11 protein-coding genes and 1 tRNA gene are annotated in these 16,802 nt (G+C 59.0%); 3 read left to right on the top strand and 9 right to left on the bottom strand.

From position 1 onward, the window contains the following. Positions 1-74: 74 nt before the first annotated feature. The 3 genes from BQ5379_RS10130 to BQ5379_RS10120 all read right to left on the bottom strand — a co-directional run bounded on the left by BQ5379_RS10130 (position 75) and on the right by BQ5379_RS10120 (position 2,261). Positions 75-851 (bottom strand): IclR family transcriptional regulator, encoded by a 777-nt coding sequence (locus BQ5379_RS10130; protein ID WP_071135321.1) that lies wholly within the window; start codon positions 849-851, stop codon positions 75-77. Between the two features lie 499 nt (positions 852-1,350). Further along, on the bottom strand, positions 1,351-1,620 hold the full coding sequence (locus tag BQ5379_RS10125; protein ID WP_071135320.1) for a helix-hairpin-helix domain-containing protein: 270 nt from the start codon (positions 1,618-1,620) through the stop codon (positions 1,351-1,353). An 11-nt stretch (positions 1,621-1,631) separates the two neighbouring features. Next, positions 1,632-2,261: a DNA-3-methyladenine glycosylase family protein gene (locus BQ5379_RS10120; protein WP_071135319.1), complete on the bottom strand. Its 630-nt coding sequence runs from the start codon at positions 2,259-2,261 to the stop codon at positions 1,632-1,634. 114 nt (positions 2,262-2,375) lie between these two features. On the opposite strand from BQ5379_RS10120, the gene BQ5379_RS10115 reads away from it, so the two are divergent. After that, positions 2,376-7,247, top strand: a complete 4,872-nt coding sequence (locus tag BQ5379_RS10115) for a translocation/assembly module TamB domain-containing protein (RefSeq protein ID WP_071135318.1) — start codon at positions 2,376-2,378, stop codon at positions 7,245-7,247. A 2-nt stretch (positions 7,248-7,249) separates the two neighbouring features. Next, on the top strand, positions 7,250-9,700 hold the full coding sequence (tamL, locus tag BQ5379_RS10110; RefSeq protein WP_235846060.1) for a translocation and assembly module lipoprotein TamL: 2,451 nt from the start codon (positions 7,250-7,252) through the stop codon (positions 9,698-9,700). Between the two features lie 469 nt (positions 9,701-10,169). On the opposite strand, the gene BQ5379_RS10105 is transcribed toward tamL, so the two are convergent. The 3 genes from BQ5379_RS10105 to BQ5379_RS10095 all read right to left on the bottom strand — a co-directional run bounded on the left by BQ5379_RS10105 (position 10,170) and on the right by BQ5379_RS10095 (position 11,839). Beyond that, positions 10,170-10,730 carry a hypothetical protein gene (locus BQ5379_RS10105; RefSeq protein WP_143039451.1) on the bottom strand — a complete coding sequence of 187 codons (561 nt, stop codon included), beginning with the start codon at positions 10,728-10,730 and terminating at the stop codon, positions 10,170-10,172. A 113-nt stretch (positions 10,731-10,843) separates the two neighbouring features. Beyond that, positions 10,844-11,548 (bottom strand): SIR2 family NAD-dependent protein deacylase, encoded by a 705-nt coding sequence (locus tag BQ5379_RS10100; protein ID WP_071135316.1) that lies wholly within the window; start codon positions 11,546-11,548, stop codon positions 10,844-10,846. Positions 11,549-11,765: 217 nt separating this feature from the next. Continuing rightward, positions 11,766-11,839 (bottom strand) — tRNA-Arg (locus BQ5379_RS10095). Positions 11,840-11,925: 86 nt separating this feature from the next. On the opposite strand from BQ5379_RS10095, the gene bioB reads away from it, so the two are divergent. After that, positions 11,926-12,903, top strand: a complete 978-nt coding sequence (bioB, locus tag BQ5379_RS10090) for a biotin synthase BioB (RefSeq protein WP_071135315.1) — start codon at positions 11,926-11,928, stop codon at positions 12,901-12,903. A gap of 460 nt (positions 12,904-13,363) precedes the next feature. Here the strand turns inward: bioB and BQ5379_RS10085 are convergent, their stop codons facing one another. The 3 genes from BQ5379_RS10085 to BQ5379_RS10075 form a co-directional block, all read right to left on the bottom strand. Then, the gene (locus BQ5379_RS10085) at positions 13,364-13,915 is read right to left on the bottom strand and encodes a hypothetical protein (protein ID WP_143039450.1); all 552 of its coding nucleotides are present in this window, start codon (positions 13,913-13,915) and stop codon (positions 13,364-13,366) included. 274 nt (positions 13,916-14,189) lie between these two features. After that, on the bottom strand, positions 14,190-14,459 hold the full coding sequence (locus BQ5379_RS10080) for a type B 50S ribosomal protein L31 (protein WP_071135313.1): 270 nt from the start codon (positions 14,457-14,459) through the stop codon (positions 14,190-14,192). Between the two features lie 83 nt (positions 14,460-14,542). Then, positions 14,543-16,426 carry a hypothetical protein gene (locus BQ5379_RS10075; RefSeq protein WP_071135312.1) on the bottom strand — a complete coding sequence of 628 codons (1,884 nt, stop codon included), beginning with the start codon at positions 16,424-16,426 and terminating at the stop codon, positions 14,543-14,545. Positions 16,427-16,802 lie beyond the last annotated feature (376 nt).

Here is a 16,802-nt window from a genome sequence, read left to right as displayed (position 1 = left end):
GAGCGGGAAACATCACCCTCAGCAGTCCGACAAAATTCGCCGTCAACCCCAAGGGCAGAAAGCACAGCCACCCATTACCGGCGTTTGAAGCCGAGCCGGAGTGAAATGGCATCGGCCGCCTCGATTATACGGACTGCCATATCGGGAAAACTCTCGCGGGTCAACCGGCCGCTGGGCCCCGAAGTCCACAGCGCTGCGGCTATCTCGCCGAACGAGTTGAAGACAGGTGCGGCCAGACAATTCACCCCCTGCATCTCCTCTTCGTCGTCGGTGGCGTAGCCCAGTGTACGAATCTTTTCCAATTCTTTTTCCAGCGCCTCGCGGCTGCCGAACGTATTGGGGGTATAGATCTGGTAATCGACGGTTTGGAGCGCCTCTTCGCGTTCCTTGTCCGACAGCAGGGCCAGGAAGAGTTTGCCGGGAGCCGAAGCGTGCAGACAGAAGTCGGTGCCGGGCTTCAGAATGAAGGTAAAGTTATGGGAGCCGAGCACCTGCTCCAGCAACACTACGCGGTTATCCATAAACACGCCCAGCATGACGCTTTCACGAACGCGATCACGCAGAGCCCGCATAGGCTGGAGGGCATATTCGACCAGTTCGGCTTCACCCAGAGCAGCCAGCCCGAGCCGCAGCAGTCGCCGCGACAGGGTGTAGCGGCCGGTCTCGGGATCGAGACAGATATACCCCTCTTCGGTCAGAGCGGCAAGCAGCCGGAACAGGGTCGTTTTCGGAAAGTCCAGATCGGCCAGCGTTTCGGCCATGGTCCGGCCACCCGGTTGCCGACCGAGGTATTCGAGCAGGGCAAAACCCTTATGCAGAATCGGGACCAGATATCCCTCTTTTTGTTCCATCTCAACTTTTGTGTATTGGTTCCTCTGCAAAGATAGAATAAATTGCCAAAATTTGAAACCTTGTTCCAGAAAATTTCAACAATTCTATCCCCCTCATGTGAAATGACATCCATTTCACCTCATTTCTAAAGCATTCGACCGGTTAACGAGATTTTGTAAGACCCACGTCCATAGAACGACCAGAATAAGAACAGCCGCTGTTCACCCTGCCCGTTTACATGCTGAAAGTCGAAACGGAAAAGCCAACATCCTCCCTTTGGATAGCCACTTCTCCCAAACATCGTCGCCGCGAAAACACGCTTCCATAAAAAGGCAACCACCCCAAGATGCCGCAACGTTATACAGCAAACTGCCTCCCTACTTTGTTTGAAATCGAAATGACGATATCCCCAAATGCGACATCACCCGACAACAACCATCGTCCTCCATATTGAAATAAATATCAGATCGGGAAAGGACACCTGTTTCGTACCCTACAAGACCTCATGAGCAGGCAAACCTACCGGCGAGGCACGTAAGGTTTGTCCTTCCAGTACCACCACCGGAGCTTCTCGGGATCATGCTCCGCATGGTCGGCATAATAGACGGCGCAGCGATAGACGTACAGCATACACCGGTCGACCCGGCAGCCGCGACGGATGCAATCCCGTTCGTAAATCTGTTCCGGATCCTCGCCCGCCAGCGAAGCCACACTGTCATAGCCCAACGCAATCAGGTCACGTTCGATCTGCGCTCCGACACCCGGAATCGTTCTCAAATCGGTTTTCATCCAACGGTTTTCTATTTTTCGACGGGCGACATCCCGTCCGGTTCGTGAGCCACTGCCCACAGATAGAATGACGCGACCGTCCCGTAGGGCGACCAGCGCGACCGGTAGGTCTCGAACTCCCGGCGTGAAAGGCTCTCCAATCCGTAAAGGCGCATCACACCGCGACGGATGGCCAGGTCGCCGAAGCTGACCACATCGGGCCGCTGCATCGAAAAGATCATCAGCATCTCGGCCGTCCACACACCCACACCGGGCAGAGCCGTCAGCCGGTCGACCACCTCACGGTCGCTCATGGCGGCCAATTCCTTTTCGTCCAGACGCCCCTCCAGAGCCACCCGCGCAGTCTCCTGCAGGTAACCCACCTTCCGCAGGCTCAGCCCGCAGCCGCGCAAAGCCTCGACCGCAGCCTGCACAATGCTCTGCGGCGTCACCCCACCTGTCAGTGCGGTCAGCCGCCGCCAAACCGTTTCGGCAGCCTTGCCCGAGATCTGCTGGCCGACGATACTCTCGGCCAACGCCTCGAACAAATCGGGCGTCACACGCCGCTCAATCGGGCCAATCCGACGAATCGCCCGCCCCAATACCGGATCACGCTCCGCGAGATAATCGGTCTCGACCGCTGAGTATCTGAATATTCCCATAACAACACAAAGATACACTTTTAAAAACCGTCCAAAAGCGGTACCTTAGGAACAAATTTTGCACGATTCAATAGAACCTATATCCTATCGTCATTAGTTATCGCCGTTCGATCCATGTTCCGCAAGATACTGAAATATACGCTCCGCGTGCTGGCCATCCTTGCCGGACTGATTGTACTGCTCGTCGTGTCGCTCTACCTGCCGCCCGTGCAGGACTTTATCCAGAAAAAGGCCACCGAATACCTCTCCGAAGAGCTCGGCATGCGTCTTTCCATCGAACGGTTCCGACTGCGATTCCCGCTGCGACTCTCCATCGACCGCGCCCAGGGGATCACTCCCGACGGCGACACCCTCTTTTACTGCGGATCGCTGCGTACCGCCGTGGCATTGAGGCCGCTGCTGGGGGGCGAAATCCATATCCGACACTTCGCCATCGACAGTGCCGCTTTCCACCTGGCCGCCGACTCCACCAGCGGACTCGACCTGAAGCTGCGCGTCCGGGAACTCGCCCTCTCCGGTCGAGCCAACCTCTCGACCGAGAGCGCCCAGGTGCCCGACATCCGGCTGAGCGGCGGCAATATACGACTGACACTCGGCCCATCGGTCCCTGACACCACGGTTGTCGACACTGCGTCAGCGCCGCTGCTATGGAAAATAGCCGCACAGCGACTGACCCTCGACGACATCGCCTTCGCGATGCACACCCCCGAGTCCGCCACCGACCTCACGGCACGCATCGCCCGTGGAGAGGTCGACAGTTGCGCGGTCGACCTCGGCACACAGGAGATCACGGCCCATCGGCTACTGATCGAGCGCGGCGACTACGCCTATCTGACCGACAGCATCCCCACACCTGCAACTCCAGCAGTTTCAGCATCGCCCACACCGGCCGAAAATACAGCCCCCACAGCAACGGAAACGGCCGACACCACCGAAAGTCTGCCCTGGACCATCCGGCTCGATGAGCTGCGCCTTACCGACAATGCCGCCCGTTACGGCCTCGCCTACGGAGAGCCGCTCCCGACCCTCGACCCCAATCATATCGTGCTGAGCGGCCTGAACCTCAGCCTCGACTCCATCTACAACCGCGGCACCGAAATTCGCGCCCGGCTCACCGGTCTGAGTTTCACGGAACGCTCCGGGCTGGCCGTCACCCAGACCACCGGCAGCATGTCGATGGACAGCAGCGGTTACGCCCTGCATGACTTCGAACTGCTCACCACCACTTCATCCCTGCGCGCCGATCTGTCGGTCGGGGCTGACATCGCCACCCTCTCACCCGCAACGCCGCTCAACGTCCAGCTGACCCTGCAGGTGGGGTCGACCGACCTGTTCCGACTAACCGAAATCGACCGCCCGCTGCATCGCCAGCTCGCCGGCCGCTCCCTCACCCTCGACACCCGGCTGAGCGGTACACTGGGCGAACTGCGCCTCCACCGGTTGGTCGCTTCGCTTCCCCACGCGATCGACTTTATCGCTGAAGGACGGGCACACGCCATTACCACTCCGAAACATACGACCGGACACATCACCTTCGGCGGCGACCTGCGCAACCCGCGGCTCATCGCCCACCTGCTGCCCGACGGCATAGCCCTGCCCCCCACCCGTTTCCGCGGCGAAGCCACGGCCGAGACAGGTGTCTATCAGGCCCGACTGGCCGTACAGGCAGCCGGAGGCCGCGTTTCGCTCGACGGTTCCTTTCGCCCGCAGAGCGAAGAGTACGCAGCTGACCTAACCATCGACAGTCTGCCGCTCGACCGCTTCCTGCCCGCCGACTCGCTCGGCTGTGTGACCCTCGCCCTCCGGGCCGAAGGCTGCGGATTCGACCCCTTTACAGCCACGACCACCGCCGATGCCCGGCTTCGCATCAAACAGGCGGAATACAACGGTTTCGACTACCGCAACATCGACCTGACCGCCCGTCTCACCGACCAGCAGATCACCGGACGCCTGACCAGCCGCAACGAAGGCATCGATGCCGATCTGCACCTCGGCGGCAACCTCACCGCCGAGCGACAGGAGGCCACACTGACGGGGGCCATCACCCACTTCGACCCGGAGCGCATGGGGTTTGTGGCCGATTCCTCCTCGCTCTCGACCCGTCTGACCATTCGGGCCTCCGCGGCCTCGGGCAATGCCTACTCGGCCCAAATCGCACTCGACTCGCTGAGCGTCCGCTACGGCACCTTCACCGACTTCGTGGCCCGCACGACCCTCGCCGCCGAGGCCGACACCTCGCACGTGCAACTGGAGTTCGCCAGCGGCGACATGCAACTGGCCTTCCACTCCCGTTCAAGCCTCGACACCCTTGCCGCCGCGTTCGGTCGGGTCGCCACCGAGATCCAGAACCAAATCTGGGCAGGCCGGGTCAACACCGACACCCTCGAACACCTTCTTCCGCCCTTCAAGCTCGACTTCCAGGCCGCACGCAACAACGTGCTGAACGACTACCTGCGTGCCCAGGGAGCCGGATTCGGCCGGATGAACCTCACCGCGGCCGCAGCCGACGGCAACCCGTTCGGTTTCAAAACCGAGATCAACCAACTCTCGAGCCAAGGTATCGTACTCGACACGCTGACCGCCGGCGTCGGCGGCCGAAACGGCCAACTGCAATACTTCGTACGTCTGGCCAACCGTCCCGGCAACCTGAACCGCATGGGGCTGATCGCCCTGTACGGCCACGCCGCCGGCAGCACCGGCCAGTTGAGCCTCACCCAACGCGACCGACACGGCCACACGGGGCTGAATTTCGGTCTGCGCGCCACCCTCGGCGACAGCGCCGTGACCGTCAACCTCATCCCGCAGCGCCCCATCTTCGGGTTCTCGGAATGGAACGTCAACGACGGCAACTTCGTCCGCTATCACTTCGACCGCGCACTGGAAGCCGACCTGCGCGTCACCCGCGCCAATCAGGCATTCACGCTGGAATCGGTCGTCGTCGACAGCATGCCGCGCGGCAGCATCCGGCTCGGACTGAACGGCATCGACATTGCCAACACACTGAAACTGCTGCCCACCGCCCCGCCGCTCGGCGGACGCCTCGGAGCTGACCTGACCTTCGGCATGGCCGACAGCACCCTTGCCGCCCACGGACGCGTGACGGTCGATACCCTGCTGTACGACAACCGCCGCGTAGGGGACATCGGATTGAAACTCGCCTACCGGACCGACACCCTCAGCGGGCAGGAGGGATCGCTAGCGCTGACCATCGACCGCCAGACCGCCCTTACGGCCGAAGGGCGCTACAACCCGGCCGACACCACCTCGGCACTGCGACTGACGGCCGATCTGCCCGGCATCCCGCTTCGTGCCGCAAACCCCTTCCTGCCTGAGGGATCGGGCAGTCTGGCCGGCATGCTCCGCGGCCACCTTCAGGCCGACGACAGCCTCGGCACGCTGCGACTCGGAGGTTCGATGAAGTTCGACAGCACAACCGTCGACGTGGCCGCCATCGGCACCCGCTTCGGCATCACCGACACCCCGATCGAACTCCGCGAAGATCGCATCCTGTTCAACGACTTCGGCCTGATCGCCCCCAACAAGCACCGTCTCACGCTGAACGGCAGCATCGACCTCGGCGACCTTTCGCAGATGAGCGCCGACCTGCGCGTCCGGGCCAACGATTTCCAACTCATCAACGTACCCCGCAACAGAGGATCGATGGTCTTCGGCAAAGCCAGCGCCGATCTCGCGGCCTGGGTACAGGGGCCGCTCGACGCCCTGAACATCCGTGGGAACGTCAACCTGCTGACCGGTACCGAAGTGACCTACGTCATGCAGGATTCGCCCGTGGGAATCGAAGACCGGTCGCAGAACGTCGTCACCTTCGTCGCCTTCAACGACACCACCACCGTCCAGGCAAACCGTCCGCCGGCCATGCTCCGCCTCGGCGGCATCGACATGCTGATGAACGTAGCGATCGACCCCGACGTTCAGGTCTCGGTCTACCTCTCGGAAGACGGTCAAAACCGCATCAACCTCCAGGGAGGCGGGAACCTCACCTACTCCATGAACCGACTGGGCGACACCCGTTTTGCCGGCAAATACGAACTGACCGGTGGCCGCGTCCGCTATACTCCGCCCGTAATTTCGACCAAAGATTTCAGCATCACCCCCGGCGGCTACGTCAGCTGGACCGGCGACATGCTCGACCCGACCTTTGCCATCCGGGCCATCGAGACCGTCCGCACCACCGTAACCCTCGAAGACCAGACCAGCCGTCAGGTCAACTTCCAGATCATCGTCAACATCCGCGGCAGCCTCGAAACGCTCGACCTCAGCCTCGACCTAGCAGCCCCCGAAGACCTCACCCTGCAAAACCAACTGGCCTCCCTCACCGCCGAACAGCGTCAAAACCAGGCCATGAGCCTGTTGATCTACAACACCTATTCCGGCCCGGGAACCTCGGCCAAAGTCAACACCGGTAACCCGCTCAACTCGTTTATCGCCAAGGAGCTGAACCAGTGGGCACAGAACAGTCTGCGGGGCGTCGACCTCACCTTCGGGATCGACTCCTACGACGATCCCACGGCCGGAGCCGAAGGAACCCGCACCGACTACTCCTACAAACTCTCCAAGAAGTTCTTCGACAACCGCGTCCAGATCACCATCGGCGGCAAAGTGAGCACCGGCGGCGAAGATGTACAAAACACTGCCGAAAACCTCGTGGACGACATCTCGCTCGAATACCAACTCACCCGCCGCGACAACATGTACCTGAAACTGTTCCGCGAGACCAACTTCGAAAGCATCCTCGAAGGCGAAGTGACCGAGACCGGCATCGGTTTCGGCGTCCGGAAAAAGATTCTGAAGCTGGGCGACCTGTTCAAGATCACCAAGACGAAACAGGAGATCAAAGCGGCCCGCAAGGCAGACCGCAAAGCCAAACGCCAACAGAAACGCCAATCGGACAACACCCCGGAGCAGGAAACTACCGTTCCAGCCCAAACCGACGCCGAAGAGCAAACAGCGGCCCCCGAAAATTAGACATGACACGCCACGTTCGACATACACATTTCGCCACAGGCACCCCGAACAGTACCACGCACCTGGTACCCGCACGGGTTTTGGCCCGTCTGCTCCGCCACATGGCTCTGAATCGACCGGGCTCCGCACGGTACCGCCGTTTTCTTCCGGTCGTCGGCACCATTCTCTGCCTCGCACTGCTGGCCACCTCCTGCTCGACGACCCGCCGACTGACCGATGGCGATGTACTCTACACCGGGGTCAAAAAGATGACCTTTACCCCCGCCAACGACACCCTTTCCATCCCCGACGAAGTGGTCTCCGCCGTTCAGGAACCCCTCAGCGTGGCCCCTAACAACCCCCTGTGGGCACCCTATTGGCGCACCGGCGTTCCGATCGGCCTCTGGGCCTGGAACTACCTCTACTCGCCGAAAGAGAAAGGCTTCAAATACTGGTTCTACAAGAAACTGGCCAAGCAACCCATTCTGATTTCCAAAGTCCGCCCCGACCTGCGGTTGAAGGTTGCCGACCAGATCTTCGAGAACTACGGCTACTTCAACGTCCAAAGCAGCTACGAGTTGCTGCCCAACAAACACAAACCCGACCAAAAAGCCAAAGTCAGCTACCGGTTCGTCGTACCGGCACCCCACACCTACGACACGATCGAATACCTGAGCGCCCCGGGCGAGATCGGCGAACAGATCGCCCGTCTGCGCCACCGGAGCCTGCTCCACACCGGTGCCGTCTACAACATCGACACGCTGACGGCCGAACGCAACCGCATCACCAATGCACTGCGTGCCCGCGGCTACTACTACTTCCGTCCGGAATACATCGCCTACGAAGCCGATACGACCCAGGCACCCTACAAGGTCGCCCTGCGCATGCGCATAGCCGACGGTACACCTCCCGCCGCGCTGCGCTCCTACCGGGTCGGCAGTGTCAACCTCACCCTGCGCAACCCCTCGCCCGGCCCCTTCGACACCATGCAGTTGGGCAAGATCAACGTCCGGTACCAGAAACCGCTGAAGATCCGCCCCCGCATTCTGAAAGGTGTGCTCAACCTGACACCGGGCCAGATTTTCAACGTCGAAGCCCAGAACAGCACCCAGACCGACCTCAACAAATTGGGGATTTTCAGTTCGGTGAGCCTCTCCGTACCGCCCCTCGACTCGCTCAAGGAGGAGGGCGACTCGCTCGACGTACAGATCGCCGCCACGTTTGACAAACCCATCCAGGCCAACTTCGAAGCCGACCTCACCTCCAAATCGAACAGTTACCTCGGTCCCGGGCTCACCTTCGGACTCCGCCACAACAATATCTTCCGGGGGGGCGAAGTGCTGGCCCTGAATCTGACCGGTTCCTATGAATGGCAGACCGGGAACAAAAACCAGTACGAAACCAAACCCACCGCCGTCAACTCCTACGAATTCGGTCTGAACGCCTCGCTTCAGATTCCGCGGATCGTCGCACCCGGATTCCGGTACAAAGGGCTCACCTACCCCGCTCAGACTACCTATAAAATCGGAGCCGACCTGATGAACCGGCCCAAATACTTCCGGATGCTATCGCTGAACCTCTCGGCCGGCTATGACTTCCGCACCTCGCCGTACAGTTCGCACAACCTGACCCTGTTCAAACTGACCTACAACAAACTGCTGCACACCTCCCACGAGTTCGACTCCACCATGCAGCAGAACCCCGCCGTAGCCCTCAGTTTCAGCGACCAGTTTATCCCCTCGCTGAGCTATACCTACACCTTCGACAGAAGTTACGGCCGTTTCCAGAAAAACCGGCTGATCTTCCAGGCAACGCTCACCGACGCCGGGAACATCCTGGCCGGAATGTACGAGATTTTCGGTTCGCACGGCACCAAACAACTCTTCGGCAGCCCCTTCTCGCAATTCATCAAAGGGACCCTCGAAGCCAAATGGTACCACAAGATCGGCCGCAACAACATGCTGGCCTCCCGTCTGATGGTCGGAGCCGGATACGCCTACGGCAACTCGCAGGTCATGCCCTACAGCGAACAGTTCTACATCGGCGGTGCCAACAGCATCCGGGCCTTTACGGTCCGCTCGCTGGGACCGGGGAGCTACCGCCCGGCCGAAGACCAGGTCAACGGCTACTGGGACCAGACCGGGAGTTTCAAACTCGAGGCCAACGTCGAATTCCGGTTCAAGATGGTGGGCGATCTGGGTGGCGCCGTATTTGTCGACGCCGGTAACATCTGGCTGCTGAAAAACGACCCGCAGCGTCCTGGTGGCGTACTGCGAGCCAAAAACTTCTGGAACGAGATCGCCCTCGGCACCGGTGTCGGACTGCGGTACGACATCAGCGTGCTGGTGCTGCGCCTCGACATGGGGATCGGTATCCACACCCCCTATGCCAATCCCGACAAACCCGGCTATTACAATATTTCGAGCTTCAAAGACGGTCTGGGCATCCACCTGGCCATCGGCTATCCGTTCTAACTCCATACATTCGGCCCCACGATTTTCCCCTTCTGCCGATCGCCGTTCCACTCTGCCCTGTGGTAACTCCTAACGACAAAGGGGATTACCCACTCGCGTTTCCACCGACATCGTACCAACACGGTTGGCCGAAAATTCATTCTCAAAGAGAGCAAACACTGCCAGCCCTATGCCAATCACCACCGGTTTAATAAATCCATAAAACCTCGCGCACACCACCCCGTTCGACACAGTTATATAAAAAATCCCCCTCTTTCTTTCCGTCTTTTTCGTTTATTCTTCCCGATCCACATCTTTCCCAGTCCTGTCCGTCTTTCCCTGACCAACCCTCATCCGGATCACTCGCCACCGCAATCACAGAGTTACATTCCCCCGCAGCAACGTCACCCAATGCGCACAAAAAACGGGGTTCCCGGATCGACCGTTAAGCCGATTCGGGAACCCCCATAAATCCTTTTGAGGAAGGCGACTAATTGCCTACGTAATAGATGCTTTCAACCGTTGCATCCGGCTCGAAATCTTCCGCTCCGAGTACCGGTTCGGTTCCCTGCGCAAACGAATCGCTCAGTTTCTGAGCACCGCTGTCGTTCATACCATTCACACGGAAACGATAGCCGTTCAGTTCATACTCGAACCCGTCCATCGTGAGCGCCACCAACCCCGGTTTGGTCAACAGTTCGGAGACTTTCATGCCCGGATAGACCCCGTCCGGAGTCACCACGTTCGGAGCATAGACCATCAGCAGGTCGATCGTCTCGCCGTAGGCCGGAATTTCGGCCACCTTCTGATCGCCGGCATAGAAGGTGTAGAGCGTATAGGTATCGCCCATATCCTCCTGCGTGGTCTGTTCGACCCGGTCGTACAGCCCTTCGCACTGGTCGGGAATCGACGAGAGCGGAGCACCTTGCGTCAGGCAGGAGAGCCCTTCGGCCGAGAGGGTTACCGTTTCGGGAGTCGCACTTCCGCCGCATGACACTACGGCTGAGGCCAACAGAGCCAGAAGGCTCGCTTTGGTGAAGATTTTTTTCATATCGAAAAGAGTGATTTGGTAAGCATCCGATTTCATTCCTCCAAGCCCCGCAGCACGCCTGTTTCAGCACTGCCCGCAACGCACGATCTCTTCCACACGGAGGCGGGTTCGTTTCAGCACTGCTCGCAGCGCACGATCTCCTCCACCAGCGGAGGCACGCCTGCCGCAGCCCCCTGGGCAATGACGGTCAACGGATTGGGAATCACGACACGCGCCGGACGCGGATCGACCAGCCAGACCGGAACATCGGGTCGGAGTTGGTAGATCAGCCCCGCAGCGGGGTAGACCGCCAGCGAAGTCCCGATCACCAGAAAGAGATCGGCATCGCGCACCACCTCCAACGCCCGCTCGTACTCAGGCACCGCTTCGCCGAAAAAGACGATATGGGGTCGCAACTGAGCTCCGTCGGGTCCCTTGTCCCCGAGACGGGTCGGCCCCGGTGCCGGCACGATCAGCGACGGGTTCCGTTCGCTGCGAGCCTTGCGCAACTCCCCGTGCAGGTGGATAATGTTCGTACTCCCGGCCCGTTCGTGGAGGTCGTCCACATTCTGGGTCACGACCACCACCCGTTCGAAATGCTTTTCGAGTTCGGCAACGGCCCGGTGACCGGCATTAGGCTGCACCTGATCCAGTTGCGCACGCCGCGCGTTGTAAAAATCGAGCACCATTTGCGGATTGCGCACCCAGGCCTCGGGCGTGCAGACATCTTCGATTCGATGGTTTTCCCACAGTCCGTCCGCATCGCGGAAGGTCGAAACGCCGCTGTCGGCACTCATCCCGGCACCGGTGAAAACCACCACTTTTTTCTTCGATTTCATATCCACAGGGATTTAGATGCCCTAAAATACAACATTCCTGCCACACAAACAAGCCCGCCACCCTGCGCCGTGCGTCCGCCGGCCGGTGCATACCCTCCCGGGCACCCCACTTCTCTTTCGAGTGAGCCCCATTCCCCCACCCGGAACGCTTCTCCATCAGCCCACCGCATAAAAAAATCTCTCCCGCCCCTCAAGGGCGGGAGAGATTCAGCAGGAGTGACGCCGACAGGACTCAAACCTGTAACCTTCTGATCCGTAGTCAGATGCTCTATTCAATTAAGCTACGGCGCCATTTGTTTTGCACCACAAAAGTACACATTCCGCAGATATTTCCAAAATTTATATTCGTTATATTTGCGCAAATCTATCGAAAAAACATGGTAAAGTCACTCACCGAACTCGAAACCGCCATTTGCGACGGTTACGCAATCACCCCGGACGAGGCCCTCGGCCTGCTCCACGAAGCCGACCTCGACGCACTGTGCCAGACAGCCGACCGGGTTCGTCGCCACTTCATGGGCGACCGTGCCGACACCTGCTCGATCATGAACGCCCGCAGCGGCCGCTGCCCCGAAGATTGCAAATGGTGTGCCCAGTCGATCCACCACCATACCCACATCGAAGTCTACCCGCTGACCGACACGGCCGAAGCGCTTCGCCACGCCCGCGACAACCACGACAAAGGGGTCGGTCGCTTCTCGCTCGTCACCAGTGGCCGGACGCTGAACGACGCCCAAATCGACCGTTGCGCCGCCATCTACCGCACCATCGCCGACGAATGCCCCGGATTCCGCAACGGTCGGCTCTGCGCCTCGATGGGACTGCTGAACAAAGAGCAACTCCGAAAACTGAAAGAGGCCGGTGTGGGCAACTACCACTGCAACATCGAGACGGCCCCCTCCTACTTCCCGAAGCTCTGCACCACCCACACCCTGGCCGAAAAACAACGCACCATCGGCTGGGCCCGCGAAGTGGGGCTGAAGATCTGCAGCGGCGGCATCATCGGCATGGGCGAGTCGGCCGAACAACGCATCGAGATGGCCTTCACGCTGCGCGAAATGGGTGTCGACTCGATCCCGATCAACGTACTGAACCCGATTCCGGGAACGCCGCTCGAAGAGATGGCCCCCCTCTCGGACGACGAGCTGCTGCGAACATTCGCGCTCTTCCGCCTCATCAATCCGCGGGTGTACATCCGATTCGCCGGAGGACGCACCCTGATGAAACCCGAGACGCAGGAACGTGCCCTGCGCAGCGGCGTGAATGCCGCCATCGTGGGCGATCTGCTGACCACCATCGGTTCGGGCATTGCCGACGACAAGGCAATGTTTGCCCGCTGCGGCTTCACCCTGTAAGACGGCAGGAGAGGGACGACATGCACGGAACGGGGCCGCGGCATCGCCGGTAGCATAAACCCGAAGAAACTATTAAATAGAAGGTGTATTTCCCGACTTGCCGCCCGGAGGATTTTCCCGACCGCCCCGCACAAACCCCGATACACGGACGTAACACGTGCCTGCCGGCCCATTTTTCCGTTCCCACACCGTGCGGCGTGAATAAAAGGCATCGCACTCCCCATTCGGCAAGGAAGCTGGAAACAGTCCCCACCCCCGCTCCGCCCCTTCGAGCCCTGCGCCTGCGCATTTCGCCCCGTCGGAGCCACTTCTTTTCCCCTCGATTTCAGGCCATCAAAACAGCACGCCCCGACACCTCACAGAATGTGCCGGGGCGTGCTGTTTTGGCATCCCTGCAGGGCCAATGCCACCCGCAAGATGCAAATCTTCAACCGCCCATCAACGGGACGCGGGCAAATCATCAACGCATCACCTGGTGCTTTTTGCTGATCTTGATATCCGTAATATTGAAAACGCTGGCGCTGGGTCTTCCACTGTCATCCTCCAGGAAATCAATCGATTTTATCTTCTGAATATCCGCCATAGGCAGGGGCGAAAAATAGGCACGGAACACCTCGCCACGCCCCAAACGCGTATAGCGATTTTTCTTCATGCTGATCCCCTGCGTCCGCTCCAGTACCAACACTTTCGTTTTGCCGCCTCGCAAATGGCAGACCAGTTTGGTGCTCGGAACCAGATTTGCACCACCCTCGGCCTTGACATAGTGCATGTTCACGATAGTCTGGTTACGCGTAAACTGAATATCGTCGATCCAAATGGGCGATCGGCCCGGATTTTGTTTCGGCGTATAATAGACAATGCTGCGCTGATCGACATCCCGGTCATTCTGTGCCGACACGCTGGCCGGAACACCGACAAAAACCAGGAGAAGCAACAATTTAGACAGGGTTCTCATAGTTCCGGAATTTAAATGGGTTAAACGATATATACGATTCATTTGTTTGATCTGCATACCTGAATTTCAGCAGCCGTTTCCCCTACTCTTGCCACCTCCACCCCACGCGTAGGCTCCTCCCGCCCCCTCCTTGTACCGCTTCGCTTGTTGGGAGTTTCGAGCGTGAGCTCCCGGGATTACTTTCCCTTCCGCCCCGTCACGTTCTCCACTACCATACGATCCTGCCACCAAGCCCACCCTCTTCTGATGCATGCGGTTTATCATTTGCAATATACAAAAAAAAGCCGGACTTCGCATTACGAAGTCCGGCAAATTCCGCGAATAGCAAAACTTATTTGTTTTGTTTGCGTTTATCGTAGTGTTTCTGATACCGGCTCATGAACTTATCTACACGTCCAGCGGTATCCACCAGCGTCTGTTTCCCGGTGTAGAACGGGTGCGAGGCGCTCGAGATTTCCATTTTGTAGACGGGATAGGTTTCGCCATCGATTTCAATCGTTTCTTTCGTATTGACGGCGGACCGGCACAAAAATACCTGATCGTTGGACATGTCTTTGAATGCCACGACACGATATCCTTCGGGATGAATTCCTGCTTTCATTTGTGCGTTGTTGTTAGACGTTATTTTCGTTAGCGACTGCAAAGATAGGTTTAAATTCCGGAACCGCAAAATCCGCGCCGGATTTATTTTGCATCAAGCCGCTCGCCGTCGTCTCCTGCTTCGAGGAGCACACCAGCGCCTGCCTCACCATCCGATCCTTCGACTGCCGCCGATGCTACATCAGCAGACGGCCGAGACGCTTCTATTTCATTCGAAACCGCCGTGTGAACCGGCTCTTCCTGCTGCCGCTGCGCACCCGCCGGCACCCCTTGTGCTCCGCCGGCCGCAGGATGACTCCCGGCATCACCCTCGGGCTCAAGCGTCGCCGCAGAACCCGGAAAACCGACCGAACCTCGGATACCAGCCAGCAACGTTTTCCAGAGGTAGTTGAATTGCGAACGGGTCGTATCGCGCACCACCACGTGACGCACCACGCGCAGCCCTTTGCGATCGGGATTCGCCCCCTTGATCAGCATCAGGTTGACGAAGCTCGACATCAATCGTCGCTCGCATTTGCGTCCGGCCGCATCCTCACGGAGCATCGTGAGAGAGAGATCGCGGTAACGCATCTTCATGTCGACCTGCGCACGACTCCGCGTACCGGTAATATCGAATGCCAGCCCATCCAGCTGACCAGAACGGATCGCGGCCTCGGAGAGCGGTTCGAGCACACCGTTAAGCAGCCTCAGGTCGAGCGGACCCAATGTACCTTCGACCTCAAACCGATCGTTCGAGGCGTGAGCCGGGAACCGCAACACCACCCGCAACTGGGCCAGGTCCATCACCTTTCCAGAGGCAATCAGCGTAAAATAGTCCCCTTCGTCACCGGGGCAGTTGGTCACATCGCGGAACACGCCGTTCACGTGGTCGAACGAAATTCGGCCGGGTTCGGCACCCGATGCCGAGAGCTCCTCATACACGGCGTGCGCCTGCACCACCTCCAGTTTCCGGATCAGCAGCCCGAAGGGTACATCCTGAATCATTTCGTGCACCATCGGTTTGAAACGCTCCTGACGCACGATGCGACGGTTCTTATAGCTGGCGACATCGAGTTTCTCGACCCGGATCGAGTCGACCTGCAGAAGCGTCTCACGCCACAATCGGTCGAAATCGACTCCCTGCACATCGACACTCCCGACGATTACCTGCGTCCAGTCCGTATGGCGTGCCACTTTCCAGGCATACTCCGCTTTGCCGTGCTGCGGGATCAGCCGCACGTTGCGTAACGATACCGATCGCTGGGTCATCCCGAGACGGATTTTCTCAGCCTCCAGCAGTTGGGCGGTCTGCATAAACCGCACAGACGCCTTCGCGGCAGAAAACCGGATGTCACCGCACATGAAAGGCCGCTGCGTAGCATCCTTTGCAGTGCTGAACCGATCCACCTCGAACGTCGCGCCTTTGACGGCATAACAGTTACGGCTGCCGTTCGTCACACGCAGGTTGGCCCCTCGCACCCGAATCTGCCCGGCGGTCACTGTCCCGATCCGCGCTGCCAGCGCTTCGCCCAACGCCTGCAGGGTACGGTTCTCCGACTTCTCCTCCGAATCCGCATGCTCATCCTCTGCACGGCTCGGACAATCTTTCAGCACCAGTTTCACGTTGGGATTCTCGATCTCCAGCAACTGCAGGGAAAGGCTGCGTCCGGCAGTCCCTTGATCGCCACGCGAACAGAATCCGCGAACGGTAATCTTATCGATCGCCGCACTGAGCGAATCGACCGGCAGACGCGCTACACCATCGGCAACCGGCCCGGCCGTGATGGTGATCTCGCGCAGCGTCACGCTGCGTTTCAGCAGACTCACGCGCACCCGCGCAATTTCAAGCTGTACGGAGTCCCCGACCAACTCGACCAATTCTTTCCGCGCCATCCGTCGAATTTTGACGGCCAGTCGCCATTCGATGCCGAGGACCAGGAAAATCAGCAGCAGAGCCGTTCCCAGAATAATATACAATACGATAGCCATTGTGGATATTCTCATTACAACTACTATCCAAGCCAAAATCGTACCACAGAATCTCCGGCGCAACAAAATCGTCCACTTTTATCCCGATTTCTTAAGACCGAGCGATGAAATTTTCAGTATATCAATCGGGTTAGCCACTCCTATTCACGGCCAATCACAAGCACACGCCTCGTGCATACTGGTAACAGCTTCTTACATTAAAACGCAACATAATCCCCCGCCGAGATCGACCGGCAATCATGAAGGTTCGGGACCTCAATACACCGGGCTTACGATATACACACAATCTTTTCTCGTCCATTATCCTTTTCCAAAAACCATTCCCTCGATTCCGCACTCACTCCCTTTACGCGGCTTTTGAACAACCGAGTGCCAT

The sequence above is a fragment of the Millionella massiliensis genome, assembly GCF_900104655.1.
GTDB classification, from domain to species: domain Bacteria; phylum Bacteroidota; class Bacteroidia; order Bacteroidales; family Rikenellaceae; genus Rikenella; species Rikenella massiliensis.
The sequence above is the reverse complement of the archived record's forward strand: the minus strand, read 5'-3'. Positions and strand labels throughout refer to the sequence as shown.

What these genes read in the sequence shown, in the direction of transcription:
- bioB (WP_071135315.1), top strand. Translation starts at nt 11,926, where the DNA reads ATGGTAAAGTCACTCACCGAACTCGAAACCGCCATTTGCGACGGTTAC.
- BQ5379_RS10115 (WP_071135318.1), top strand. Translation starts at nt 2,376, where the DNA reads ATGTTCCGCAAGATACTGAAATATACGCTCCGCGTGCTGGCCATCCTT.
- BQ5379_RS10075 (WP_071135312.1), bottom strand. Translation starts at nt 16,426, where the DNA reads ATGGCTATCGTATTGTATATTATTCTGGGAACGGCTCTGCTGCTGATT.
- BQ5379_RS10105 (WP_143039451.1), bottom strand. Translation starts at nt 10,730, where the DNA reads ATGAAAAAAATCTTCACCAAAGCGAGCCTTCTGGCTCTGTTGGCCTCA.
- BQ5379_RS10125 (WP_071135320.1), bottom strand. Translation starts at nt 1,620, where the DNA reads ATGAAAACCGATTTGAGAACGATTCCGGGTGTCGGAGCGCAGATCGAA.
- BQ5379_RS10085 (WP_143039450.1), bottom strand. Translation starts at nt 13,915, where the DNA reads ATGCAGATCAAACAAATGAATCGTATATATCGTTTAACCCATTTAAAT.
- tamL (WP_235846060.1), top strand. Translation starts at nt 7,250, where the DNA reads ATGACACGCCACGTTCGACATACACATTTCGCCACAGGCACCCCGAAC.
- BQ5379_RS10100 (WP_071135316.1), bottom strand. Translation starts at nt 11,548, where the DNA reads ATGAAATCGAAGAAAAAAGTGGTGGTTTTCACCGGTGCCGGGATGAGT.
- BQ5379_RS10130 (WP_071135321.1), bottom strand. Translation starts at nt 851, where the DNA reads ATGGAACAAAAAGAGGGATATCTGGTCCCGATTCTGCATAAGGGTTTT.
- BQ5379_RS10120 (WP_071135319.1), bottom strand. Translation starts at nt 2,261, where the DNA reads ATGGGAATATTCAGATACTCAGCGGTCGAGACCGATTATCTCGCGGAG.
- BQ5379_RS10080 (WP_071135313.1), bottom strand. Translation starts at nt 14,459, where the DNA reads ATGAAAGCAGGAATTCATCCCGAAGGATATCGTGTCGTGGCATTCAAA.